Genomic DNA, 24,879 nt, shown 5'->3' on the forward strand with positions numbered 1-24,879 from the left:
CGGCTCGTCAGTCGACCGTCAGGGTCCCGCCGGCGAAGTAGCCGTCGAGTGACCGACCGACGGATCCCCGCGACGGCGGATGGAACGCGAGGGCCTGACATGCGGCGGCCAGGTAGGCCACATCGGGGCCGGAGACGAAGGCGATCCCGCCGAGCAGTTCCACGGTCTGGCTCACGGCGCGCCCGATCGCGCCCTGCGCGGCGTACCGGGCGACCAGCGCGTCCGCGAGGACGTCCTGCCCCGTGTCCCCGGCGTCGACGTCGGCGGCCACCCGGTCGACGGCCAGCGCCGCCCCCACCAGATCGGTGACGATCTGGGCCCGCAGCTCCGGAGTCCCCCGGGTGGCGGTCAGCCGCTCCACGAGCCCCGCCGCGGCGCCGAGGTAGGCAGCGGTGATCAGCAGACTGAACCAGATCAGTCCCACCGTCTGGAGATCGTCGTCGGGCGGCGCGTCCGGATCGACCGCCATCCGCACCATGAGTTCGTCCTCCACCGGCACCTCGGTCAGGACAAGCTCGTCGCTCTCCGCGCCGGTGAGTACCCCGCTCGCCCAGAACGGCCGTACCGTGATCCCCGGGCTGTGCGCGGTGATCAGCGCGACACCCAGCCGCGGCGCCTCCGCATCCTCGTGCAACAGCACGCTGGTGGTGAAGATGTCCGCCGACCGGGACAGGCTGCAGGGCTTCTTGCTGCCGGTGACGAGCCAGCGCTTGCCGTCGCGTTCCGCCCGCATCGTCGGCGACAGGATGCCCTGCGCGGTACGCCCCTCGGCGAAGGCACTGGCGACGAGCAGCCGGTCCCGGGCGACCGCGTCCAGGAGCATCCACTCGAACCCCTCGCTGCGGCTGCTGAGGGCGACCAGGCTGGCGACGGAGAAGTTGTGCATGGTCGCGGCGACCGCCAGGGAGGGCGACCTGGAACCGATCGCCCGGGTACACCGCACCGCCTCGCGCGCGGTGGCCCCGGTGCCGCCGTGCTCGACGGGGACCAGCAACCCGGGACCGCGGGCGAGCCGGAACGCGGCGAGCCCGGGGCTCTCCGGACGCTCGAGTTCGGTCAGCGGGTGCCGGCCGAGTGCGGCGTCCAAACCCGGGAGCAGGCGGTCGAGGATGGCCCGATCGGCGGCCAGGAGCCTCATGCCCCCGCCTCCACGAAGCCGCCGGGACGGACCGCGTCGACGGGGACGCCGCCGGCCTGCGGTGCGGCGGCGGATTGCCGCAGGTGGGTGAAGACACTGTCCCGGGGGCGTACCTCGGTGGCGATGCTGATGCCCTGGAGATGGCTCGACCGGATCATCGGCAGGTTGCACTCGCCGAACGGGCCGCCGGTCAGGCCGGTGCCCCCGTGCGTGGGCAGCCCCGGCACGAACCCGAGATGCGAGTCGTTCACCTTCAACAGTCCGCCGTTCACCACCCGCTCGCAGAACTGGTCGATCCGGTCCGGGTCCTCGCTCCACAGTGAGTTGCGCAGCCCGTACGTGTTGCGGTTGAGGAAACCCACCGCCCGGTCGAACATCGCGTCGTCAGGCTCGGCGGCGTCGATCGCGCCGTCGTCGAGAACCACGATCGGCAACAGTGGATAGAAGGTCTCCGCCTGCACCGCCCGCAGCTCCCGGGCCCGGTCCAGGCCGTCCACCCGGATCACGGTGGGTTGCAGGAACAACCCCGTCGGGCTGGGTACGCCGTCCTGGTCCATCCGCTCACCACCGGCCACCAGTTCGGCGCCGGCCTTCCGCGCCTCGTCGAGGACGGTGAAGAACTCGCCCGTCCGGAGGACCGGAGTGAGTAGTACGTCCGGCTCCTCCGGCAGCCCCGGCCGGATCTCCGGCAGCCACTTGCGGAGCCGGTCGAGGAGTTCGTTCGCGACCGCCGGATGCACCAGGGCGTACTTGGGAACCATGCAGATCTGCGCCGACCCGTAGAAGCACTCGGTCAGCGCGCGGGCCGCCGACTCCAGGTCGGCGTCCTTCCACACCAGGACCCCGTCGTTGCCGGCGAGTTCCAGGATCGGCTTCTTGCCACGCTCGACGCATCGCTTGCCGAACTCGATTCCCCGGTTGCTGTCCCCGATGAACATCACGTCGTCCACGTCGGGACTGTCGAGCCACTGTTCCAGAACCGGCTTCGGCTCCGCACAGATCAGATTGAGCGTGCCGGGCGGGGCGCCGAACCGGTCCAGTGCCGGGGCGACGATCTCCCGCCAGAACCAGGCGACCCCCAGCGGCGAGCTTCGGGGAGCCTTCACCACGACGCTGTTGCCGGCGATCAGGGCCGGCATCCCGAGGACGGAGTTCGACGCCGACGCGTTCCGGGGCGGATGTACGCAGAGGACGCCGTCCGGCTTCCGTACCAGCCGAACCTCACGCTGGCCGACCCGCCGGGTTCGTACCATCAGCTCCGCGCTGACCTGTAGGGACTCCGGACTGCTCCCCTCAAGGACACCGGCCACCTCCCACTCGGCGAGTCGCCGGGGATGGCCCTCCGCCACCAGGATGTCCACGAATTCGGTCGCCCGGGCCCGCAGGTCGTCGTGGATCGCGGCGCCGAAGGCGAGCCGTTCCGCGAAGGGGACCCGCGCCCAGATCGGCTGCGCGCGACGCGCGGCGGCCAGGGCGGGCAGGCACTGCTCGGGCGAGGCGTACGCGACCCGACCCACCACGCGGGCGTCGTCCGGATCCGCCTCCCCGCCACGATCCAGTGAGCGCTTGAGGGTGAGCGCGCTGAAGGCGTCGGTCAACAGCGCACTGGCCCGGATCGTGTGGATCCAGCGGCCAGTTGACACGTCGTTGCCGTCGATGTACAAGGAGTAGCTGCGCACATTGTCCTCGCTGAATCACGACACGCCTTCGGCGGGCACGAACACCAGGTCACGCTCTTTCGGGTGGTGCCCGGAACGCTGGTGCCCACCCGGGTTCCAACCCACGAGAGGTTACGGTCGGATCGAGGCCGGGCCCATCCCCAGAAGTTTGGGATGTCATCGACACCTCTGCTCCGTCCCGCCCCGGTGCGCGGCCCGCTGCCAGCCCTCCGCCGACCCCCGCCGCTCGAGTCGCTCCGGGCACCCGCGCTCGACCCGTTCCGAGTACCCACGGTCGCCCCGCTCCGAGTACCCGCTTCGGAAGACCATGCGCACGAGTTCCCGGCGGCTCTGCACGCCCACCTTCGCGAAGTTGGCCTTGAGGTGGTCCTGCACCGTGTGCACGGAGATCCCGAGATCGTCCGCGATCTCCGCGTTCGTCATACCGCGCAGCACGCACATCGCCACCGCGAGCTGCCGGTCGGTCAGCCCGCGCGTGCGCAACACCAGCGGTGCGACGTCCATCGGCGACGCCGGTTCGAACGAGACGACAACCCGGGACCACGCCCCGGCCGAGGCGAGCCGCCGCCCGGTCAGTACCAGCCAACCACCGTCCGGGTCACGCAGCAGGGCGCGCCGGCTCTCCCGCGCACCCGGCGCGCGCAGGCTCGCCGCCATCGTCGCGACGGGCACCGGCAGTGCCAGCCCGACCTCCGACTGGTACGACGCAAGCTGCGCGAACAGCCCCTCCGCCGCCGGAGAGGCCTCCTCGACCAGTCCGCCCACACCGATCAGCGCCACCCCGGACGGGCGCTCGGCAACGACCCGCGTCGACGTGCGCAGCAGGGTGGTCCGCAAGTCCCGGACGAGTTCGGGTAGGGCCGAACGAACCAGTCCCGCCTCGACCGGCGAGAAGTCGGGCAGCTCCGGGCCACGCAGCAGGGTGAGGAACCCCCAGCGCAGGCCCTGGTCGACCAGGGCCGCCCGCAACTCGTGCCGCACGCCGCTCGGCCGCAACACCCACCGGTACCGGTTGCTGCTGACCAGCTTCCCGGCCGTCGCCGCCGAGAGGACGCCGACCGGATCCGACTGGACGCCGAGCCACGCCACCCGGTTGACGTCCGGGGCGACGTACTCGGTCTCCAGATACGTCTCCGGCGGTACCGGTGGGCGACGGTTCTGCACCGCTGTGATCAGGCCCGTCAACGGGTCGGTGAGGCCGACACAGATCTCGTCGTACGGCACCGTGTGCCGGAACAGCGCCCGTACGCGATCCGCCAACCACGCGACGTCGAGATCTGGATCGTCGCTGCTGACACCGAGTCGGTCCGCACCGACCCCGACGGAGAGCCCCAGGCACCCCTGGACGGCCGTCGGCCTCCTCCCACCCATGCCCAAACCTCCAGCGGTCCGCGACCCGGCTCGTCCGGACAGGTGCCGAGCCGGCGGGGGCAGCGTAGGAAGGAGTGAGCACATAAAGCGCATAGGTGGTGACGTGCCGAAACTCGTCCAACCCTGGGTGACCTGGGCGCCGACGCGCCTATCCCGGGGTCGGTGAGACCCAGAACTCCCAGATCGAGAAGCCCCACCGGGTGGCCCGCAGCCGGCCGTGCATCCGGACGAACCGGAAGGCGCCGGCGCCGGTGACCTCGTGGATGTCGGCGTCGGCGGTCGGCTTGCCGCGTACCTCGCGCACCAATGTCCAGTCGGTCCCGTCCGGCGAGACCAGCAGGTCGTAGTCGCGCGCGTACGCGTCCTGCCAGTGCAACTCGACCCGGCCCGCGATGATCGGGCGGGCCAGCTCGACCTGGATCCACTCGTCGTCGGTGTAGGCCGCGGCCCACCGGCTGGACATGGAGCCGTCGACGGCGAGCGATGCGGCGTAGTCGGCGGAGAACTGGCTGGAGGCGGTGGCGCCGAGCACGAACGAGCCCGCCGTGGTGGCCATGGCCTGCGGCGATGCCCGGAAACTGCCGACGTTGCCGGCGGCGTCGATGCCGACGACGCGGTAGTGCCAGACCTGACTGTCCGGGCCGAGGCCGCCGTGCACGTACCGGCTGACCGGCGCCTCGACGACGAGCTCGGCATCATCGGCGGTGAAGTGGCGGCGCCGCGAGCCGTAGACGATGTAGTGGTCCACGATCCGACCGCCGGCCGGCGGGGCCCAGTCCAGTACGACGCTCTGGCGGGCCGGACCCTCCTGCGGGGTGGCGGTGAGGTGGCGTACGGGCCGCAGCGGCCCGCGGTAGTCGACGCCGGCGGTGAGCGGGTGGCTGGTCATCGCTGCAATTCCTCTCGTCACGCGGGCACGGCACCCGGCCGGCCATCCTCGATCACGTAGCTGGCGCGGGTGGAGATCGGCGCCCCGGGGGTGAGTACCTGCGGCAACACTTTGAACTCCGACGTCCACCGCTGGGCGTCGAGCCTGCAGGACACGTAGCCGCGCTGGATGTTGTAGAACTTCACGTGCGGATTGACGATCAGCCCGGCCCGGCCGAGGTTGTCGATGTCGGTACCGTTGCCACCGGAGCTGATCGACGTGCCGACCAGTTCCGAGGCGATCGTCGCGGAGTCCGGGTCGGCGTAGTCGGCCTTGATGTCGGCCACCAGGTTGCGGTGCCAGTCGCCGGTCAGCACCACCGGGTTGCGCACACCCCGCTCGACGATGCCGCCGAAGATCCGGTCCCGGGAGGCGACGTAGCCGTCCCAGCTGTCCATCCCGAACCCTTCCCAGCCGTCGTGCGGCAGGTTCGGATCGGTCTCCGAGCCGTGGTCGAACTGCGCGACCCGGATCTGCTGGGCCAGGACGTTCCACCGCGAGCGCGACGCCGCCAGACCGTGCAGCAGCCACCGTTCCTGCTCGGCCCCGGTGAGGGTACGGGCCGGGTCGAGGCGCTCGTCGGTCTCGGCGTTCGCGATCGGGGAGCGGTACTGCCGGGTGTCGAGCATGTTGAACTCGGCCAGGTCGCCGTAGGTGAACCGGCGGTACAGCCGCATGTCGGGGCCGGTCGGCAGCGCGCTGCTGCGGATCGGCAGATGCTCGTAGTACGCCCGGAACGCCGCCGCGCGCCGCTCCAGGAACTCCGGACGGGTCGGCGTCAGGGTGTTGCCCTCGGGCACGTCGTCGGCCCAGTTGTTCTCGACCTCGTGGTCGTCGAGAGTCACCAGCCACGGGAACGCCGCGTGCGCCGCCTGGAGGTCGGGATCGCTCTTGTACAACGCGTACTGGGTCCGGTACCGCTTCAGGCTCACGGTCTCGGTGGCGAAGTACGCCGGAACCGGGGTGTTCCGGTTTCCGCCGGTGGCCGGGATACCGTACTCGTAGATGTAGTCGCCGAGGTGGATGACGAGGTCCAGATCCTCGGCCGCCATGTGCTGGTAGGCGGTGTAGAAGCCGTCCGGCCACGCCTGGCAGGAGGCGAAGGCCAGGCGCAGCTTCTCCACACGGGCATGGACAGCGGGCGCCGTCCTCGTCCGGCCGACGGGGCTTTCGTTCGGGCCGGCGGCGAAGCGGTAGAAGTACTCGCGTCCGGGCTGTAGGCCGTACACCTCGGCGTGCACCGAGTGCGCCAGTTCCGGCGTCGCCTCGACGCTGCCGCGCCGGACGACGTGCCGGAACCGCTCGTCGGCGGCGACCTCCCAGCGCACCCGAACCGGTCGGCGCGGCATGCCGCCATGGCCGTCCTCGGCCAGCGGGTCGGGGGCCAACCGGGTCCACAGCACGACGCTGCCCGGCAGCGGGTCGCCGGAGGCCACACCGAGGCTGAACGGATCTGCCGTGAACGACGGGGCCGCGTACGCCCGACCGGACGAGATCGCGCCCGTCCCGAGCATGATCGAGGCCGCGCTCACGCCGCCTAGCTGCAGTAGTCGCCGCCGGTCGAGTCGGTTACCACTCTCTGTCACTGGTCTCCTCCGTCTCAGCACAGTCGACGTGTGATCGGACGGAGATTGTCAGCAATGTGTTAACTCAGTACAGCGACAGCGGGACCGGACGGCGAACATTGATCACTTCGTTATCCGACCCGGGCGGGAGAGTCGTGGAGCCAGCGACGGAAATCGAACCCGCACCGTCGGTCTGGAAGATCGTCTCCGGCTTGCCGTGCTGTCGGCTTTCCGCGCGCCCGAGTCACGGTGATGCCGGTGCTGACCGTGCGACGGTGAGTGGCGGTGTGTGACGGAGGAGGTGAGCTGTGATGTCGAGCAACCCCGAGCGGGTGCCCGAGTGGCCGGCGGCTGAGATTGGGTTCCTGCGAGCCGTTCACAGGTGGGCGGACCAGAGCGCGCCGGAGCAGGCCAGCGGGCTCGTCGCCGCACTCGGCGCTGGCGGGCAGGTGCGTGGATATCCGTTGCCTGAAACGTGACCGTTGCGGCTTGGCCTGCAGGCTCACGTGTGCGGGTCGTTAAGGACGTTCCTTGCGGTGGGCCGTGGAGACGGGAGTTCCTTGGGGCCATCGATAACGTCGGGTCGCCAGAGCTCGTCCGTCATGCGGACGATCCGTCGAGGGTCTGCCGGCGCATCGGGGAGTGCAGGATCGGCACCCACACCAGCGCGAGTGTGACACAGGCGACCCAGGTGGCGGTGCGTGGGCCGGAGAGATTACCGACGAATGCCGCGGCTGCCGCGCCGAGGGTGAGCGCACCGCTGAAGATCACCCGCAGGGTGCCGTTGACGCGTCCGAGTAGCCGTGGCGGCGTGACGTGCTGGCGGAACGACATCAGAACCACGCTGTCGAAGCCGACCTTGAAGATGACGAGTGCCCAGGCGAGCGCGGCGGCCGGTCCGGGAACGGCCTGACCGACGAGCGGTAGCACGAACGAGACCGGGGCGATCACCAGCCCGATCACGAGCACCGAGCGGCCGGCGCCGAGAAGCCTTGACAATCGCTCACCGTAAAGCGCTCCGAGCAGGCCGCCAGTCCCGCCAGCACCGAGGAAGAGACCTAGCTGGCTCTCCGACCAGCGCAGTTCCTCAACCAGGATGAGCGGCAGCATCGCGACGGTACCCGCCACTGCGAAGTTCACCAGCGCTCCGGCGACGGCGATCGCGCGCAGGGTCTGGTTGTGCCGGACGAACGACAGGCCCTCGCGCACCTCGGCCGCGAGCGAGCGTCGTACGACCTCGCCCCGGCGTGGCTCCGGCCGCTGGATGCGTCGGATCCACAGCGCCGACCAGAGGTAGCCGAGTGCCGTCGCGATCAGCACCGCCGAGGCTGTGGAGAGGCCGACCAGCCAGCCGGCCACCGCGGGGCCGCCGACCAACGCCGCCTGCTCCACGATGCCGAGCCGGCCATTCGCGGCGACCAGGCGCCGGCCGCCGCCGACAAGGTCCGGCAGGTAGCTCTGCGTCGCGACGTCGAAGAAGACGGTCGCGACGCCGTTGAGGAACACCACCAGCCAGAGCTGGGTCATGGTCAGGGCGGAGCAGGCGGCAGCGATCGGTACCGAGCCGATCAGCGCGAACCGGGCCAGATCCATGGCGATCATGACCGGGCGGCGGGCGACGCGGTCGAGCCATGCGCCCGCCGGCAATCCGAGTATTAGGAAGGGAGCGGTGCCGGCAGCGGCCAGTGCACCCGCGGCGCCCGGACCAGCGCCGAGGGACGTGATCGCGGCGAGCGGGACGGCCACCTTGGCGATGTTGAAGCCCCACTTCGCCGCCAGGGCGGCGACGAGGTAGCGGGTGAAGTCGCGGGGCAAGGTCCGAGTGTCGGACTCACGACGGGGGGCGTGCTGGATCGGCATGCCCGAACCCTCGGTGTCGGCCGCCCGCGCGTACCAATGATTCGGACTACGATGAATCCTCGTGAGGCCGGCCTGATGCTGCGAATGTCGTTGTCCCTGGCCGACCTCGCCAGTGTCAGATTCGCGATCTCCCCCGCCTGGGAGGTCGTCGCGAGCCTGCGGGTCCTGCGCGATCCCGGCGCGCACGCCGTGCACCTGCCATGGGTGAACCGGCACCGGACCGCGGTGCTGGCCGCACCCGGGCTGCGTCAGCTGCACGACCTGGTGATCGCGCCGGAACGGAAGCTGCCGGGCTTCCTCGCGCCCGCGCCGCACTCGCCCGTGGCCGAGCCCGAGGCGGAGTTCGCGGCCGTGCGCAAGACACCGGCGGCGGTCGTACACGAGGAACTCGCGGCGGTGTACGGCGACCGGCTGCCGGCCTCGCTGTCAGACCTGCGTCGCGCGCCGCGTCGGACCCTTCCCGTGATCGTGGAACAGATGTGGACCTACTGGAACCTCGCGCTGGCGCCGTATTGGGGGCGGATGCGCGGCATCCTGGAGGGCGACGTGATGTTCCGGGCACGGCGACTCGCCGACGCAGGCCCGAATCGGATGTTCTCCGAACTCGATCCCATGGTTTCGTGGTCGGACGACGTCCTGTCGGTGAACCGGCCCCACCTGGATCTGCACTACGAACTCGGCGGCCGTGGCCTGGTGCTCGTGCCGTCGCTGTTCGCCTGGCCGAACGTCTTCGTCAAGGCGTCCGAGTCCTGGGCTCCGGTCCTGCGGTATCCCGCTCGGGGTGTGGGCTCGATGTGGATCGATGACCCACCCGCGCCGGACCTCGCCCCGGTCCTCGGCCAGGCTCGGGCGACCCTGCTGGCCGAGCTGTCGACCCCGTCGACGACGACGTCGCTGGCTCGCCGTACCGGACTGGCCCCGAGCGGAGTCTCGGCTCACCTCTCGCGGCTCGCGGCTGCGGGCCTGGTCACCCGGCAGCGGGCCGGTCGACTGGTCTTCTACGTACGCACCACGCGGGGCGACGCACTCCTGGACTAGGAGTTGCGGGGTCATGACGTTGACGACACGAGATCCTGACAAGCTGGGCACTCGCGAATCATGGGGTGGGAACAGCCAGAACGTGAACTGCAACGCCGGCTCGTCGCCGTCGACGGTCGCGGCTACGACGCCGGCAAGAAGATCAATGGCCGCAAGCGATTCATCGTCACCGACACTCTGGGTCTGCGGCCGACTCCTGCCAGGCTCAGGTCCGACATCGTCGTGCACGACAGCGGCCCGCCCGACGACGCACCCGCGCCGGCGGCAACCGGCCTGAGCGCCGTTCTTAACAGTCGTCTCAGGTTCGCTCGCTATGAAGTAGGCACCGCCGGGCGACGCCGGTCTCGGCCTCGCCGGCACGGCCGATCGCGCCGCACTCTATGTCGGCACGGTCAGCGCCGGCCCCGCACCAGACGGCGACTGGACCGTACACGCGACCCCGAAAGGCAGCCATTCATGATCTCTGTGCTCGTGGCGGACGCCCTGCCGCTGCAGCGCTTCGGGTTCCGCATGCTGCTGGAGAGCACCCCCGACACCGAGATCGTCGGCGAGGCTGAGAACGGCGCCGAGGCCGTTCGGCGGACCAGCGAGCTGCATCCCGACGTGGTGCTGATGGACATCCGCATGCCGGGCGTCGACGGGATCGAGGCCACCCGGCGCATCGTCGCGGCCGGTGGACGTTCCCGGATCCTGGTGCTGACGACGTTCGACGTGGACCGGTACGCGCTCGCCGCGCTGCGGGCCGGGGCAAGCGGTTTCCTGCTGAAGGACACCCGCCCGGAGGAGCTGCTCGCCGGCATCCGGGCCGTCGCCGCTGGGGACGCGGTGATCGCGCCGCCGCTGACTCGGCGGCTGCTCGACGCGTTCGCCGACCGGCTCGACGATGACCTCTGCGGGCCGGTGTGGGAGGACCCCCGGCTGGACTCCCTGACCGACCGCGAGCGCGAGATCCTCGTCGCCATCGGCCATGGCCTGACCAACGGCGAGATCGCGCAACGGTTCACGCTGTCGGAGTCGACAGTGAAGACCCACGTCGGGCGGGTCCTCGCCAAGATCGGCGCACGGGACCGGATCCAGGCCGTCATCCTTGCCTACGACATGAGACTCACCCGGCCGATTTAGCGCTTCATCTCGCGCGTCAGTCAGGGCGCGACCGTAGTTCCCAGCCGCACCGCTCCGGGCCGATCCGCTCCGCGTGATCTACCGCTCCGCTGCCGGGGCCGCGTGCAGCCGCCCACGTCACCGCCCGTCCGACCGCCACGACGCCCGCACGCGGGTGAGTTCAGTGCGAAACGTGTGTGAGCTCAGAGCTGTTTTTCAGCTTTGTTGACCTCGGTGAGCTCACACACGTTCGGCGCTTCGTCAGGACTTGCGGGGGGAGACCGTCATGATGCCAATGCACATCTCGTCGCTGGTGCCGTCGCCCCACACCACGTAGCGCGGTGGCAGCTTGCTCAGCTGCGGCAGCCGTTTGCGCAGCCCCGCGTCGTGCGTACACGTCACCCGCAGCGTGTCCCCCGGACCGATCTCCACCGGCGACGGCAGCGGCATCAGCCGCTGGTTGTCGAAGTCGAACTGCGGCACGTCCAGCACGACCTCGGCGTTCGGCGTGCCCGGGTTGAGTTCGACCTTTATGGCCCGCCCGAGCATGTGCATGTGGCCGAAACCGGCGTACAGGGTCATCGGCGCCTCCACCTCGTGGTCGCAGGTCTGGGTGTCACCGGGCTTCGGCGCGCCGCCCTGGTTGCATTCCTCCACCTGACGGTCTGCCATCTCGCCGACCTCCGGCCCGAACCGCTTCGTCACGTCCGCGATTGAGGTCGCCCGGTCACAGAGCGGACCCGATTCGTCGGCGGCGCAGGGCAGGTCGGTCGGCGCGTCGAGCGACCACGTCTCGAGTTCCCGGGTCTGCGGCGTGCCGTCCGTCAGCCGCAGCCGCACCGCCGAGCGGTCCGACCCGGCCGGCGTGCCGTCGGTCGCGAGCAGGTTGTAGTGGATCTGGAGGATGAGCAGGCTGCCCGGCTCCAGCTTGTGGCCGGCGTCCTGGGTGAGCAGCGTCTCGGTGGCGCCCGGCGCCCAGGTGTCCACCCACGCCGCGTCTCCGTCCTCTACCTCGGCGCCGGCCACGCCGGTTCCGCCGAAACACTGCCAGCCGGGGCCGGGGGTCTTCGCGTCCTGCTTGCGCACCGCGGCGGCGCCGCCCGGCGGCACCGCGTACACGATGGCGTGGTGTGCGATGGCGACGTTCTCCGGTGCGAATTGGGTCCCGGTCAGGAACGCCGTCTCGGTCAGGCCCGGATCGATCATCTGGCACCGGTACTCGTCCGTGCCGCCCTCCGGCGGCGTGGGCGTGTAGGCCTCGGCCATCCTCAGGTCCAGGAACCGCTCGCCGGCGCGCAGCGGCTGCGGTGGAGCCGACGACCCGCCCGCGTGCGCGCTGTGCGAGCCTGCCGCAGCGGGCGCCGCACTGTCGTCGGCGTCCGACCCGCAGGCGGCGACAGCGAACGCCGTCGCCAGCGCCATGGTGGCCGCCCCGAATCTCCACAGTGGGCTATCAGGTTTCGTCATAACCTGAACGCTAGGCCCGATTCCGTCCTGTTTCGTCGTACTGCGGTCGTCATCCTCGGCGGGAGGTGGCACCACGGTACTGCTCTCCGGAGCGCCGTTCGACACCCGCACGAGAATCAACGCCCGTCGCAACTGCGCCCGAAGTCACGCCCACGAAAGTCCATCGGCGATGGACGGAAGCCAAACTCCCAGCTCAGAACCGACTGCTACGCCTGCCTGACCGCGCGGGTCGACGCGCTGTTCGAGCTCACCGACGCGATGCTCTGTACCGATGGGCCGGTACGAACCCTGGTCGGGTTGTCGTTGCCCCCGAGCACCGGCGCGGGTACGGCGCGTCGTACGACGCGCTGAACAACAAGCGCTGGATCGAGGTCGAACCAGGCCCAGCTGAACCCGGACTGGCCGTACTCGTTCATCGCGCCCTGGAACCGGGCCGGACCTCATGGACCGCGATCCTCGACGCCGTGCGGCTCGGCGGCAAAGGGCGCCACCGCGCTGGTGCGTGCGCTGGGCACCTGGGTCGGCCAACCGGCCTGAGCGCCGTTCTAACGGTCGTCTCAGGTTCGCTCGGTAGGAAGTCGGCATCAGATAAGCGATGTAACCCGTATGTAGGAGGCTAGTGATGGCAGTCAACGCAGCGCCGTCCGGGGAAGCGTCGACCGGTCGGTTGGCAGCGCGGTGGGTGCCGTGGCTGGTGATCGGGTTGTGGGTGGCGCTGGCGGCGGTCATGGTGCCGCTGAGCGGGAAGTTGAGCTCGGTCACCACCGACAGAGCCGTGGACACCCTGCCGGCCAGCGCCGAGTCCACCAAGGTGGCGGTCCTGGAGGACAGTCTGCCCGGCGGTGAGGACAACACGTTCGTTTTCGTGTACCACCGCGCCGGCGGGATGACCGACGCCGACCGCGCGACGGTCGAGCGCCACTACAACACCCTTGCCAAGCGGTACCCGCCGACGGCGACGGCGGCAGCCGGCGAGGACGACGAGGGCTCACCGACGAGACCCTCCATCGACGGCAAGGCGATGATGTTCACCCTCGATGTGGACACGACCTACGGCGGACCGGAGGCCATCGTCGGCCCGTTGCGTGAGGCCGCGAAGGACCGCCCCGCCGGGCTGGAACTCGAAGTGACCGGCCCGGCCGCGGTCGACGGCGACATGGACGCCGTCTTCGACGGCATCGACCTGCAGGTTTTCCTCACCACCGTCGTCGTCGTCACGCTCCTGCTCATTCTCACCTACCGCAGCCCGGTGTTGTGGTTGATCCCGCTGGTGGTCGTGGGCGCGGCCGCACTGACTGCGATGGCGACCGTCTACCTGCTCGTCAAGGGCTTCGGCATCGTGGTCAACGACCAGAACTCGGCGCTGCTGACGATCCTGGTGTTCGGCGTCGGCACGGACTACGCGCTGTTGCTCATCGCCCGGTACCGGGAGGCACTGCACCACCACGAGAACGTCCGGGTTGCGATGGTCCACGCGCTACGCAGCGCGGCGCCGGCCATCGTCGCATCCGCGGCCACCGTGGTCGCCGGCCTGCTCTGCCTGCTCGTCGCGGACCTGAACAGCACCAGCGGGTTGGGCCCGATCGGTGCGGCCGGCATCCTGTGCGCGCTGATCGCCATGCTGACGCTGTTCCCGGCGGTGCTCGTGGTGCTCGGCAGGCGGATCTTCTGGCCGGCCATCCCGCGGTTCAGCACGGTAGTGGAGGAGAAGCCGGGGCTGTGGGGACGGCTCGGCACCGCCATCAGCCGTCGCCGGTGGGTGGCGACGCTCAGCTCGCTCGGAATTATGGGTGTTCTCGCCATCGGGCTGGCGGGCAACACCGGCGCCCTGCGGGAGCAGGACCAGTTCCTGTCCGCGCCGGAGTCGGTCACCGGCTTCACCGTCCTCCGCCAGCACTTCCCGGAGCTCGGCGGCCAGCCGATGACGATCTTCACGCGGCCGGCCTACCAGGAGCGGGTGCTCGACATCGTCAAGGGCACCCGCGGTGTGGCTGAGGCCATCCCGGGCCAGACCAGCGGTGGCTGGGCCGACATCTCCGTGTTCCCGACAGACGCGCCGGACTCCGCCGCGGAGTACGAAACGATCAAGCGGGTGCGCACCGCCGTGCACGCGGTGAGCGGGGCGGAGGCGATCGTCGGCGGGCCGAGCGCGGAGAACCTCGACACCGAGGTGACCACCAGCCGCGACGAGAAGTTGGTGATCCCGCTGGTGCTCGTCGTCGTCCTGGTCGTCCTCGGGCTGCTGCTGCGCGCGATCGTGGCCCCGCTGGTCCTGATGGCCACCGTGGTCGTCTCGTTCGCGGCAGCCTTTGGCGGCAGCGTGTTCGTCTTCGACACGATCCTCGGGTTCAAGGGTGTCGACTCTTCGGTGCCGCTGCTGGCATTCCTGTTCCTGGTGGCGCTCGGCGTCGACTACAACATCTTCCTGGCCAGCCGGGCCCGGGAGGAGACCGTGCGTCTCGGCACCAGAGAGGGCATCCTAAAGGCCCTCTCCGCCACCGGTGGCGTCATCACCTCGGCAGGCCTGGTCCTGGCGGCCACGTTCGCGGTCCTCACCACACTTCCGCTGGTGATGCTGATCGAGGTCGGGTTCCTGGTCGCCTTCGGCGTACTGCTCGACGCCCTGCTGGTGCGGTCGGTCCTGGTGCCCGCCCTCACCCTGCTGATCGGCCGGCGGATGTGGTGGCCGAGCCGGCTGTCCCGACCGGTGGAGCCGCCGGACGGTCAACGGCCGCTCGCGGACGATGAGGAACTCGCGCTGCAACGGTGAGCGCGGCGGCACGGACGAGATCCGGGACGGGGACCCAGGCCCGTCCCGGATCTTTTCATGGGCCCGGCACTCGCCGCCCTTCGGTCCTGCGCCGTGCGGCCGGGGCCGGGGCCGGCGCACCACGGTGTCCTGTCCCGACGGTGAACCGCGCGGGGCCATGCCCGAGGGCCGCCGTCCCTTTGTCCTGCGCCACGCCGCCGGGGCAGGTCAGCGCACCGCGGTGTCCTCCCCGGCGGTGAGCCGCGCGATCGGGGCGGGCGGGGCCGCGGCCGGAAGGTCGACCCGCAGCAGCGCGCCACCGCGTGCGGACCGGGCGACGGTGACCCGGCCGCCGTGGGCGTCGACGACCCGCTGCACGATCGACAGCCCCAGACCGGATCCCGGCAACGCCCGGGCGCTGTCGGCACGGTAGAACCGGTCGAACACCCGCGGCACGTCGGCGGCGTCGATGCCCGGCCCGGCGTCGTCGACGTCGAGCACCGCCGACGCGCCCTCGGCACGGAGCCGGACCTGGACCGGCTGGTCCGGAGGGGACCATTTGCGGGCGTTGTCGATGAGGTTGAGCACCGCCCGCTGGAGCGCAGCGGGCCGCCCGCTCATCCACACGGAGGTCACGTCGAGCGCGACCTCGATGTCGGGCACGCGGGAACGCGCCCGGGTCGCGGCGGCCACCACCACGTCGGCGAGGTCGAGCAGCTCGGTGCTCTCGTCGCTGACGTCACCGCGCGCCAGGTCGGTCAGCTCGGCGGCAAGGGTGCTCAACTCGGCCACCTGGGCGCCGAGATCGTTGAGCAGCCGGGTCCGGCTCTCCGCCGGCAGTGCGCTGTCCAGGGTGCCGCGCCGATCGAGCCGGATCAACAGCTCGACGTTGAGGCGCAGGCTGGTGAGCGGGGTCTTGAGCTCGTGGGCGGCGTCCTCGGCGAGCAACCGCTGGGCCCGCCGGGAGTCCCGAAGCGCGGCGAGCATGTCGTTGATCGACAGGATCAGCCGCCGGATCTCCCCACCGCCCTCATCCGGGATGTCGGCGTCGAGATCCCGGGTCTGCGCGACACGTACCGCGGCGGCGGTCAGCCGGTCGATCGGTGCCAGCCCGGCCCGCGCCACGGTCCGCCCGACAAGGGCGCCGCCGACCACACAGAGCAGCCCGATCAGCAGCATGCCAAACCCGAACTGGTTGATCGGGCTGTCGTCGGTGACGCGGGCCAGCTGGACCGCGCCGTCGCCCGCCCGCAGCGTGTAGATGACGTAGCCGTCGTCATCGCTGTCGTTCGACTCCATCAGGTCGGCCAACGCGCCCTGCGCCACGCGCCCGGCGTCCTCGCTGACCGGAGGCAGCGCGGGTTGGCCGACCGGCGTCCGGGTCGAGCCGTCGGGCAGGATGACCCGCACCAGCCGACCGGATCCGGGATACGGCGGTAGCTGGACCTGCGCCAGACCGGCGCGCTCCGCGTCCGTCGCCAGGACGCGGGAGTCGGCGCGCAGCTGATCCTCGACGGTGTCCCGCAGCTCCCAGTCCAGTAGCTCGCTGGCCACCTGAAAGGCCACGAACACGCAGACCGCGATGGCCGTCGCCGCGATCACCGTCAGCCTGGTCCGCAGGGACCGCCGGCGCCACCATCGGGTCAGCCGGCGCGGTTCCCGGCCGGCGGGCCTGCTCACGGAGGAGTCTCCCGCAACGTGTACCCCAAGCCGCGCAGCGTGTAGATCAATCGCGGCTCACCCTCGGCCTCCATCTTGCGGCGCAGGTAGCTCACATACACCTGGAGGTTGTTGGCGGTCGTGCTCATGTCGAAGCCCCAGATCGCCTCGAACAGCGCGTCACGGGTCAACACCCGGGTCGCGTTGCGCATCAGGACCTGCAGCAGGGAGAACTCGGTCCGGGTCAGGTGCAGCGGCCGCCCACCCCGCCACGCCTCGAACCCGTCGGGATCCAGCCGGACGTCGGCGAACGTCAGGAGCTGCGACTCGTCGTCGCCCGGCGCGCGGCGGCGCAGCAGAGCCCGGACCCGGGCCAGCAACTCCTCGGTGGCGAACGGCTTGGGTAGATAGTCGTCGGCGCCCGCGTCCAGCCCGGCGACCCGGTCGGAGACCTGGTCACGGGCGGTCAGCATGAGCACCGGCAGATCCCGACCCGCCGCCCGCAACCGCCGGCAGGTCTCCAACCCGCCGAGGCGGGGCATCATCACGTCGAGGATCAGCAGATCCAGCTTGTCACCGCCGGCCCCACCGACCCCGTCGAGCACCGCGAGACCGTTGGCGACGGTGCTGGTGTCGTAACCCTCGACCTGGAGCACCCGCTCCAGCGACTCACGGATGGCCGCCTCGTCATCCGCGATCATGATCCGCACGCCGGCCCGCCCCTCTCCAGTCGATGCTTTTCCGCTCATCCTGCCCGATCAACCTGAGGCCAGGATTAGAACGTGTTGAGAGGGTGGTGATCAGGTCCAGTTGAACGTTCGGCGGGTCGGCCGGCGGGCCGGTTTCGCCGCGGGTGATCCGGCGGGCCATACCCGCGATCGCCACCCACCGCATGATCTTCGGCGTACAGGTTGGCCCGGCCAGTCAGGTACGCGTGAACGTTCGTCGGCTGTGGCGCCGGCTGCGTATCGACACCGTCCTGCGGCCGCTGGTCGGCTCGACCCGCCGCGAGGTCGACGTCGAACGGGTTCTGTTCGCGCTGGTCGCGAACCGGGCGCTGACGCCGTCGAGCAAACTGGCCGGCGCCGACTGGGTCTGCCAGGACGTGCACCTGCCCGGCCTTGCGCACGTCACCAACGACGCCTGCTACCGGGCGATGGACCAGCTCATCGAGGTCGAACCCGCGTTGACCCGCGGTGTCTACGACCAGATTGCCGACCTGCTCAACCTGCAAGTCGACCTGCTGTTCTTCGACACCACCAGCACCTACTTCGAACTCGACGAGGCCGACGACCTCGTCTGGCGTGACGACAAGGGCGAACCGGTCGACGCCGACGATCCCGCAGCAGCCAAGCAGGCCGGGTTCCGCACCCATGGCAAGAGCAGGGACTCCCCCGCGACGACCTGCCCCAGGTGGTGGTCGCGATGGCCGTTACCCGCCCCGGCATCCCCGTGCGCGTGTGGTGCTGGCCCGGCAACACCGGCGACTCCGCCCTGATCCGGCAGGTCAAGACCGACATGCGCGAATGGAGCCTGGCCCGCATCGTCTGGGTTGATCCACCCGCAGACACCTCAGGATCAGATCTACAGGCACGATGGACTCGTCGAGGACAGCTGGCAGCTCTACCGCCGCTACGCCACGCTGCTGTTGCTGCACTCCATCGGCTACCACGGTGAATACATCGAGCCAGTTCGAAACACCGGATGGGTGGGCAACACCGTGCCAGTCCCATGGGCAGCGCCACCCCGATCCCCACACCAGCGATGCCGCCAGCGAAGTGCACCGTCCGACGGTCAAACCGGCGGACGGCAAGGTAACCGCGATCCAAGTGGGGAGTGCCTCTGAAGCCGTGTCAGGTCTGCTAAGAAATCCGGTCCGCCGCGCCGAGGTAGCTGCGGACGGCGGTCGTCAAGGCCGTGAGGGTTGTGTGGGTGAGCTGGCCGGCCGGTCCGGCGACTGATGCGGGGTCGAGGGCGCGTACCCGGGAGAGATCAATGACAGCGGCGGTCGGCCAGTCCTGCCGGCTCAGCGGCACGAGGAACGCGGGGGCGAGGTCGGGTGCGGTTCGTTCGCGAAGCGGGGCCACGAGACCGTGGGTCGGATTGTATCGATCCGCCGTGACGACGACGACTCGCAGCCGGTGGCTGCCCACCAGGTACTGCAGAATGCTTCCCCGCCTCACCCGGCGGACCAAGACTCGTCATGGTGGACGGCGAACGCGTCCAAGGCTGCTCGCTCACCCTCGTCGGCCTCGGCGTCCCATCGCCGATACGCCTCCAGCGCCGCAGCCTCCAGGTACTCGGCCAAGGCTGCATTGACGGTCGCGGACATCGTGGCCCCGGGCGTGCGCTGGACATGGGCGGTGAGCATTCGATCGACCTCGGGGCGCATCGATAGGGTGCGTTTGATCGCCTGCGTCATACCACCGGAGCCTACCACTCGACAGTGGTAGTGCCGCACCTGGGCACCCTGAATCGTCAACCAGCAACTCCCAGGAGCGCAGCGTAATCGCGAGACAGGCCCTGGTGGACGCGCGGCTCGCCACGAAGCCCTGCAACCACGATTGACGAGGAGCAGACCATCGACAACTCCGACACGACCACCTTATGGCGGCCTACCGGGCAGGCCGAACTTGACCTCGTAGGCGGCATCGGGGTGGCGGGCATGGCCACCACGCCTGCCGGACCAGCCGATCTTCTACCTCGTGCTCAATCGCTGGTACGCGACGAAGATCGCCCGCGAGTGGAACGTCCCCGCTGAAGGTGTCGGTTACGTAACCCGGTTCGATGTCCAGCGCTCGTACTTGGACCGTTACGAGGTTCACCAGGCCGGTGGCCGCGACGTGCTGGAGTACTGGATCCCCGCCGAGGAGCTTGCCGACCTCAACGCCCACCTTGTCGGCGCGATCACCGAGGGCGCCGAGTACCGCGGCTCAGTGAACGACCAGGAATTCTTCGATGCCGACAAGGCATTGGGCCGACCTCTGCCTGTCGATTGGCGAGCCTACCTCCAAGGTGAGTCGTGGTTCCGGCGAGGCTGGGTGACCCGCGAGACCTACGTTTGGCTCAATTCGCCACGCGAGATGATCGAGCTGCATGACGCATGGGGCGAAGCCACCGATGCGCACCCCGGCATCGCGATCATCGGCGGTGACGGCTCCCGTGAACAACTCGTGCTCGACCTGCGCATCGACCCTGCACCGGTGCTGCTGGTCGACATCACAAGCAGTGGATGGGAAAGCGCAATCCGGCAAGCGGACGATGTCAGCCAGCTCATCGACCGCATCGAGGCGGGCACCTTCGAGTTCGAGGCGGAGTAACCGGTCCACGCCCTGCTGCCACAACGACGCCTACTCCGCTGCCGAAACCGCCCGCCGGAGCGGGGGAGAACGTCGCACTGTTCTCGGCACGTCCGTGTACCGATTCGTCCAAGATGTCATGACCGAGGGTAGCGCTTCTTTGTGGCGTGCTTTTGTGTGTGGTAAAGCGGACGGGATCGGCCTGGTGCTAATCCGGCATGGCAGCATCGTCGGGTGACCGAAACGACGGACTGGCACGACTGGCATTCGCCGTACGCCGACGACACCTCAGCATTGTCACGGAGACTGCGGCTCGTGCAGCGCCACATCGGAGACTGGCTGGACGGCCGGAGTCCTGGTTGCGGGTCGAGCCGCGAAGCGGCGCGGCAGCGATTGCCCGGCCCACGATGGCGGCCAACCACCCACGCAATCGTCACGGCTCTCCGGGTGCTTCGTCCGGTACGTTGTTGCCGTGCGGCGGGAAACCCTGGTGGCCCTGTTGGGTGGTGCGGGCGAGGCGTACGAGGCGTGTCGGGCAGCACTTGGCGCCGGTGCCGGGTTCGACATCGCCGCCGGGCTCGTCCCAGCGAGCCAACTGGCAGCGACATACGGCGTTCGGGACAAGATCACCCGCGATGCTGGGATACCTACGCTTGGCTTCGCGGAAGCTGTCGAGCATCTGCGCGGTGCGGGACACCAGGCGTTACGCCTCGGCGGAGTGCGGGTCGATAATCCGCCGTACTACTTTCAGCTCTTCCTGTCGGCTGATGCCTCGTCCGTGGTGGCGTGCATCGGAGTGGACCAACAGCACCAGGTCCGCAGCAGAGCCGAGTAGGCCCCGCCCGTCTCAACTCGATTCCAGCAGGAGGCGTCATGCACCCGCCACAGTGGGTGGCTATGAGTGACAAACCCTTGGCCCGCAGAGTCCTACAGCGCCTACCGTCGGTCCATGGGGCACCGACGTGACCGACTCCGGCGAGGGATAGGGCCGTTCATGAAGGCGTACGGTCGGGTTGCTGCCGGCAACGGCAGTGATCCGAACGATCGCCACTACAGCCGTAAGCTAGAGCGCGTCTGAGGAGCTGATGCACCGGATGGGCCACGCCAGCATGCGGGCCGCGCTCATCTACCAGCACGCCACCAGCGAGCGTGACCGGGAGATCGCCGCTGGCATGGATCGCCGGATCGCCAAGGGCCAACCGAAGCCCAAGAAGTCACCCAGGGCCACCCGGGAGCAGGCAGCGAAGAAGGCGACCCGGAAGGCCACCCCGGACGGCGCGGCGCGCGCTACTGGCACGCGAATGGCCCGCAAGATCGACAAGGGCTGGAAACGAATCGGCCCAGGCGAGGCGATCATGCCGCTGCCCTGGGCCGGAGGGTGTGGAGCGGGCGACGGGAATCGAACCCGCACCGTCAGTTTGGAAGACTGAAGCTCTGCCATTGAGCTACGCCCGCGCTCGCCCCGATCATCTCGGGACGCGACGCATAGCCTAACCGGTCGCCCCGCTCCGCCGACACCGGCATACCGCCGGCTGGCGCCACCCCACCCCACCCAGCCACCCGCCACCGGGCACTCTCCACCCCACCACCCGCCAGGCGGACGGGTCCGGGACGGGAAGCGCCGGCACCCCGCGTACACCTGGATCAAGCTGGATCGGGGCGACACGGCGGCCCGGCACGGAGACCGGGCGGGCGTGACCCCGACCGGACCGCATACACTCTTCACCGCCACGGGGTGTGGCGCAGCTTGGTAGCGCACTCGCTTTGGGAGCGAGGGGCCGTGGGTTCAAATCCCGCCACCCCGACTGTCGCCCGCGGCTGCGGCTGCGGGGGGAGCCTCGGCTGCGGGGTGAGCCTTGCCACCCCGCGCCGTCAGACGCCTCCGCCGGCTCGCCTACACTCGATGGGCTGAATACCGGCCCAGAATAAAGATCGAGATCCGTCAAGGAGTACGCCTGTGAAGAGCACCGTCGAGACTCTGAGCCCGACGCGCGTGCGGCTCGCCATCGAGGTGCCGTTCGTCGAGCTCGAGCCGAGCCTCAAGAAGGCGTACCGGGAGATCGCCTCGCAGGTCAACGTCCCGGGTTTCCGGCGCGGCAAGGTGCCGGCGGCGGTGATCGACCAGCGGGTCGGCCGCGGCGCGGTGCTCAACGAGGCCGTCCAGGAGGCCATTCCGGAGAACATTCTCGCCGCGGTCCGCGAGCACGACGTCAAGACGCTGGGCCGGCCCGAGGTCGAGATTACCGAGTTCAACGACGGTGACGCGCTGAAGTTCACCGCCGAGGTCGATGTCCGCCCCGAGATTTCGCTGCCCGACCTCTCCACGGTCGAGGTGACCGTCGACGAGCTTCAGATCGACGAGGACGAGATCGAGGCCCAGGTCGCCAGTCTGCGGGAGCGGTTCGCCACGCTGAAGACGGTCGAGCGGGCCGCCCAGGAGGGCGACTACGTGCAGATCGACCTGGCGGCGACCGTCGACGGCGAGGAGGTGCCGGGCGGCTCGGCCACCAACATCTCGCACGAGGTCGGCAGCAAGCAGCTCCTGCCAGGGCTGGACGAGGTACTGGTCGGCCTCTCGGCCGGTGAGGCGACCAACTTCCAGACCCAGCTCGTCGGCGGCGACTTCGCCGGGCGGGACGCCGACGTCGCCGTGACGGTCCGCACCGTCAAGGAGAAGGAACTGCCGCCGCTCGACGACGATTTTGCCCAGCTCGCCAGCGAGTTTGACACCCTCGACGAGCTGCGGGGCGACATCCGCGAGCGGGTCAGCCGGTCGAAGAAGATCGAGCAGATCTACGCCGCTCGGGACCGCGCCTTGGAGCAGATCGTGGCGGCCGCCGACGTGCCGGCCCCGGAGGGGGTCGTGCGCGAGGAGGTCGAGCACCGCAAGCAGGCCATGGTCGACCAGCTGGAGCGGATCGGCGCCTCCCTGGAGGAATATCTCACCTCCGAGGAGAAGACCGAGGAGCAGATCGACGCCGAGCTGAAGGACGCGGCCACCGAGGGGGTCAAGATCCAGCTTCTGCTGGACACCCTGGCCGACGCCGAGCAGGTGCAGGTCTCCGACGACGAGTTCGGGCACGAGATCGTGCACCGGGCGCAGCGCGCCGGGATGGCTCCCCAGCAGTACTACGACCAGCTCGTCCGCTCCGGTGCGGCCGGCGCGGTCTTCGGCGACGTCCGGCGGGGCAAGGCCCTGGCCATGGTGATGGAGCGGATCAAGATCACTGACTCGGCCGGCAACCCGATCAGCATGGAAGAGCTGCGCGCCGCGAGTGGCGAGGAGCACGACCACGAGCACGACCACGAGCACTGAGCCGCGCGGGGTCGTGACCGCCGGGTCCCGACGCCACGCTCCGGGCCCGACCGGCCGAAACCCCATCGAGTACGCCCCGGGCGGTCAGCGCGCCGCCGCCAGCCGCGCTGCGGCCAGCCGCGCTGCGGCCAGGGACCAACTGCGCTGTGAGCGAACAGTGCCCGGACCGGGACGTTACGACCCCGGTCAGCGGTTAATGTCGGGCGTAAGACGCACGGAGAGCGAAGGGCTGCCATGACTGGTTCAGACTTCTCAGCTATGCCCCTGCGGGTGACCGAAGCCCGCAGTGCGGACGCACTTGGTGGCAACCTCGACGACTCGGTCTACAACCGGCTGCTCAAGGAGCGGATCATCTTCCTTGGCAGCGAGGTGACCGACCAGGTCGCCAACCGCATCTGCGCACAGCTGCTGCTACTCGCCGCGGAGGACCCCGGCCGCGACATCAACCTGTGGATCAACTCGCCGGGTGGCTCGGTCTACTCCGGCATGGCGATCTACGACACGATGCAGTTCATCGACAACGACGTCTCCACGGTCGCGATGGGCATGGCCGCCTCGATGGGCCAGCTCCTGCTCTGCGCCGGCACCAAGGGCAAGCGCTACGCCCTGCCGCATGCGCGGATCATGATGCATCAGCCGTCCGGCGGCATGGGCGGGACGGCCTCCGACATCGCCATCCAGGCCGAGCAGATGCTCTACACCAAGCGGATGTTCCAGGAGCGGGTGGCCTTCCACACCGGCCAGGAGCAGGCCCAGATCGAGGCCGACTCGGACCGGGACCGCTGGTTCACCGCCACCGAGGCCAAGGACTACGGCTTCATCGACAAGGTGATCACCGGAGCCGCGCAGGTTCCGGAAGGCGCCGGGACCCTGAGCTGAGGAGCGGAAAGATGACCGACCCGACCCTGCTTGCCGGTGGCGGCTTCCAGCCCGTGCACAACCGGTACGTCCTGCCCTCCTTCGTCGAGCGCACCTCGTACGGCGTCAAGGAGTCGAACCCCTACAACAAGCTCTTCGAGGACCGGATCATCTTCCTCGGCGTGCAGGTGGACGACGCGTCGGCCAACGACGTGATGGCTCAGCTGCTGACGCTGGAGGGCACCGACCCGGACCGCGACATCATCATGTACATCAACTCGCCCGGTGGCTCGTTCACGGCCATGACGGCGATCTACGACACGATGCAGTACGTCCGGCCGGACATCCAGACCGTCTGCCTCGGGCAGGCGGCCAGCGCGGCCGCCGTACTCCTCGCCGCCGGTACGCCCGGCAAGCGCATGGCGCTGCCGAACTCCCGGATCATCATCCACCAGCCGGCCACCGAGGGCGGCTACGGGCAGGGCTCGGACATCGAGATCCAGGCCCGGGAGATCCTCCGGATGCGTACCCAGCTCGAGGAGATGCTTTCCCGACACTCCAACCAGCCGATTGAACGAGTCCGTCGTGATATCGACCGTGACAAGTTCATGACCGCGGAGGAGTCCCGTGAGTACGGTCTGGTCGACACGATCCTGACCAGCCGAAAGAAGGGCCTGCTCGCGGCGAACGCCTCGAGCTGATCATTCTGGTCAGAGGCCGGCCGTCCGGTTGTCCGGTGGCCGGCCTCTGACACACCCCGCTTTGGGGGTCGGAGAAACCCCGCGCAGCGGGTAACGTCGGTTCTGCACCGCCCATGGCCGGTCGGGACCGGCCGGTGAAGAAGACCGACG

At 69.6% G+C, this 24,879-nt stretch carries 18 protein-coding genes, 2 tRNA genes and 2 pseudogenes; 10 read left to right on the forward strand and 12 right to left on the reverse strand.

The window, feature by feature from the left end:
• Positions 1-7: 7 nt before the first annotated feature.
• The 6 genes from EV371_RS14015 to EV371_RS14040 form a co-directional block, all read right to left on the reverse strand.
• Positions 8-1,138 carry an acyl-CoA dehydrogenase family protein gene (locus tag EV371_RS14015; protein WP_130462438.1) on the reverse strand — a complete coding sequence of 377 codons (1,131 nt, stop codon included), beginning with the start codon at positions 1,136-1,138 and terminating at the stop codon, positions 8-10.
• Positions 1,135-2,817: an aldehyde dehydrogenase family protein gene (locus EV371_RS14020; RefSeq protein WP_207230480.1), complete on the reverse strand. Its 1,683-nt coding sequence runs from the start codon at positions 2,815-2,817 to the stop codon at positions 1,135-1,137. The genes EV371_RS14015 and EV371_RS14020 overlap by 4 nt, the downstream gene beginning before the upstream one ends.
• A 156-nt stretch (positions 2,818-2,973) precedes the next feature.
• Complete coding sequence (locus EV371_RS14025) at positions 2,974-4,188, reverse strand: response regulator transcription factor (RefSeq protein ID WP_165436685.1); 1,215 nt, start codon at positions 4,186-4,188, stop codon at positions 2,974-2,976.
• 148 nt (positions 4,189-4,336) lie between these two features.
• On the reverse strand, positions 4,337-5,077 hold the full coding sequence (locus EV371_RS14030) for a discoidin domain-containing protein (RefSeq protein WP_130462440.1): 741 nt from the start codon (positions 5,075-5,077) through the stop codon (positions 4,337-4,339).
• Positions 5,078-5,094: 17 nt separating this feature from the next.
• Positions 5,095-6,648, reverse strand: coding sequence for an alkaline phosphatase D family protein (locus EV371_RS14035; RefSeq protein WP_349340276.1), 1,554 nt, complete (start codon positions 6,646-6,648; stop codon positions 5,095-5,097).
• 633 nt (positions 6,649-7,281) lie between these two features.
• On the reverse strand, positions 7,282-8,496 hold the full coding sequence (locus EV371_RS14040) for an MFS transporter (RefSeq protein ID WP_165436686.1): 1,215 nt from the start codon (positions 8,494-8,496) through the stop codon (positions 7,282-7,284).
• A 96-nt stretch (positions 8,497-8,592) separates the two neighbouring features.
• On the opposite strand from EV371_RS14040, the gene EV371_RS14045 reads away from it, so the two are divergent.
• Complete coding sequence (locus EV371_RS14045; protein ID WP_207230481.1) at positions 8,593-9,579, forward strand: winged helix-turn-helix domain-containing protein; 987 nt, start codon at positions 8,593-8,595, stop codon at positions 9,577-9,579.
• Positions 9,580-10,035: 456 nt separating this feature from the next.
• Complete coding sequence (locus tag EV371_RS14050; protein ID WP_130465897.1) at positions 10,036-10,701, forward strand: response regulator transcription factor; 666 nt, start codon at positions 10,036-10,038, stop codon at positions 10,699-10,701.
• A gap of 240 nt (positions 10,702-10,941) precedes the next feature.
• Here EV371_RS14050 and EV371_RS14055 read toward each other — a convergent pair whose 3' ends face one another.
• Positions 10,942-12,147 (reverse strand): monooxygenase, encoded by a 1,206-nt coding sequence (locus EV371_RS14055; RefSeq protein WP_130462442.1) that lies wholly within the window; start codon positions 12,145-12,147, stop codon positions 10,942-10,944.
• Between the two features lie 622 nt (positions 12,148-12,769).
• Here EV371_RS14055 and EV371_RS14065 point away from each other — a divergent pair.
• Positions 12,770-14,917, forward strand: a complete 2,148-nt coding sequence (locus EV371_RS14065; protein ID WP_130462443.1) for an MMPL family transporter — start codon at positions 12,770-12,772, stop codon at positions 14,915-14,917.
• Between the two features lie 207 nt (positions 14,918-15,124).
• On the opposite strand, the gene EV371_RS14070 is transcribed toward EV371_RS14065, so the two are convergent.
• On the reverse strand, positions 15,125-16,576 hold the full coding sequence (locus tag EV371_RS14070; protein WP_130462444.1) for a sensor histidine kinase: 1,452 nt from the start codon (positions 16,574-16,576) through the stop codon (positions 15,125-15,127).
• A complete protein-coding gene (locus EV371_RS14075) occupies positions 16,573-17,304 on the reverse strand; it encodes a response regulator (RefSeq protein ID WP_207230482.1) in 732 nt (243 codons plus the stop codon). Before EV371_RS14075 ends, EV371_RS14070 begins: the two co-directional genes overlap by 4 nt.
• 200 nt (positions 17,305-17,504) lie before the next feature.
• Here EV371_RS14075 and EV371_RS14080 point away from each other — a divergent pair.
• Positions 17,505-18,109 (forward strand): annotated as a pseudogene (locus EV371_RS14080) (IS1634 family transposase); the annotation flags it as partial.
• A gap of 308 nt (positions 18,110-18,417) precedes the next feature.
• On the opposite strand, the gene EV371_RS14085 reads toward EV371_RS14080, so the two are convergent.
• Together EV371_RS14085 and EV371_RS14090 are read right to left on the reverse strand one after the other, a co-directional pair.
• Positions 18,418-18,750, reverse strand: coding sequence for a type II toxin-antitoxin system PemK/MazF family toxin (locus EV371_RS14085; protein WP_130462445.1), 333 nt, complete (start codon positions 18,748-18,750; stop codon positions 18,418-18,420).
• A complete protein-coding gene (locus tag EV371_RS14090) occupies positions 18,735-18,977 on the reverse strand; it encodes a hypothetical protein (RefSeq protein ID WP_130462446.1) in 243 nt (80 codons plus the stop codon). The genes EV371_RS14085 and EV371_RS14090 overlap by 16 nt, the downstream gene beginning before the upstream one ends.
• Before the next feature lie 159 nt (positions 18,978-19,136).
• Between EV371_RS14090 and EV371_RS14095 the strand changes: the two are divergent.
• A pseudogene (locus tag EV371_RS14095) lies at positions 19,137-19,485 on the forward strand (ADP-ribosylation/crystallin J1); the annotation flags it as partial.
• A gap of 841 nt (positions 19,486-20,326) precedes the next feature.
• On the forward strand, positions 20,327-20,689 hold the full coding sequence (locus EV371_RS14100) for a hypothetical protein (RefSeq protein ID WP_130462447.1): 363 nt from the start codon (positions 20,327-20,329) through the stop codon (positions 20,687-20,689).
• 546 nt (positions 20,690-21,235) lie between these two features.
• On the opposite strand, the gene EV371_RS14110 is transcribed toward EV371_RS14100, so the two are convergent.
• Positions 21,236-21,309 (reverse strand) — tRNA-Gly (locus EV371_RS14110).
• A gap of 276 nt (positions 21,310-21,585) precedes the next feature.
• On the opposite strand from EV371_RS14110, the gene EV371_RS14115 reads away from it, so the two are divergent.
• The 4 genes from EV371_RS14115 (at position 21,586) to EV371_RS14130 (ending at position 24,729) form a co-directional block, all read left to right on the forward strand.
• Positions 21,586-21,659: transfer RNA gene (locus EV371_RS14115), tRNA-Pro, on the forward strand.
• 152 nt (positions 21,660-21,811) lie between these two features.
• Positions 21,812-23,170 carry a trigger factor gene (tig, locus tag EV371_RS14120; RefSeq protein WP_130462448.1) on the forward strand — a complete coding sequence of 453 codons (1,359 nt, stop codon included), beginning with the start codon at positions 21,812-21,814 and terminating at the stop codon, positions 23,168-23,170.
• A 258-nt stretch (positions 23,171-23,428) separates the two neighbouring features.
• A complete protein-coding gene (locus EV371_RS14125; RefSeq protein WP_130462449.1) occupies positions 23,429-24,049 on the forward strand; it encodes an ATP-dependent Clp protease proteolytic subunit in 621 nt (206 codons plus the stop codon).
• 11 nt (positions 24,050-24,060) lie between these two features.
• On the forward strand, positions 24,061-24,729 hold the full coding sequence (locus EV371_RS14130; RefSeq protein ID WP_101367584.1) for an ATP-dependent Clp protease proteolytic subunit: 669 nt from the start codon (positions 24,061-24,063) through the stop codon (positions 24,727-24,729).
• The last annotated feature ends 150 nt before the right edge of the window (positions 24,730-24,879 follow it).

This window comes from Plantactinospora sp. CNZ321 (assembly GCF_004217235.1).